Annotated in this window: 1 protein-coding gene; it reads right to left on the bottom strand. The window is 71.3% G+C overall.

The genetic code is table 11. The features are described from left to right. A partial coding sequence (locus SM753_RS20445) for a BMP family ABC transporter substrate-binding protein (protein WP_323192913.1) occupies window positions 1–279 on the bottom strand: 279 nt, incomplete at both ends.

The raw sequence follows: 279 nt of genomic DNA, 5'->3' as shown, positions 1-279 counted from the left end.
CGTCGACGACGTTCCCGACCGCCTGGAAGACGGCGGTGTCGACTCGCTTGACCATGCTCGCGGGGATGACGTTCGCGTACCGCGGGTCGCTCTCGGACTGGTCGGAGTCGACGCCCATCGCGAACCGTCCGCGTTCCTGCGCGGCCTGGAACACGCCGAGGCCGGCGCCACCGGCGGCGTGGTAGACGACGTCCGCGCCGTCGTCGTACATCGCCGCGGCCGCCTCCTTCCCGCCCTCGACGTCGTCGAACGCACCGACGTACGCGGTCTGCACGTCGA

This window comes from Halostella sp. PRR32, from assembly GCF_034808085.1.
Taxonomy (GTDB): domain Archaea; phylum Halobacteriota; class Halobacteria; order Halobacteriales; family Natronoarchaeaceae; genus Halostella; species Halostella pelagica.
Note: the sequence above shows the minus strand (reverse complement) of the source record. Positions and strands in the feature narration are given on the sequence as shown.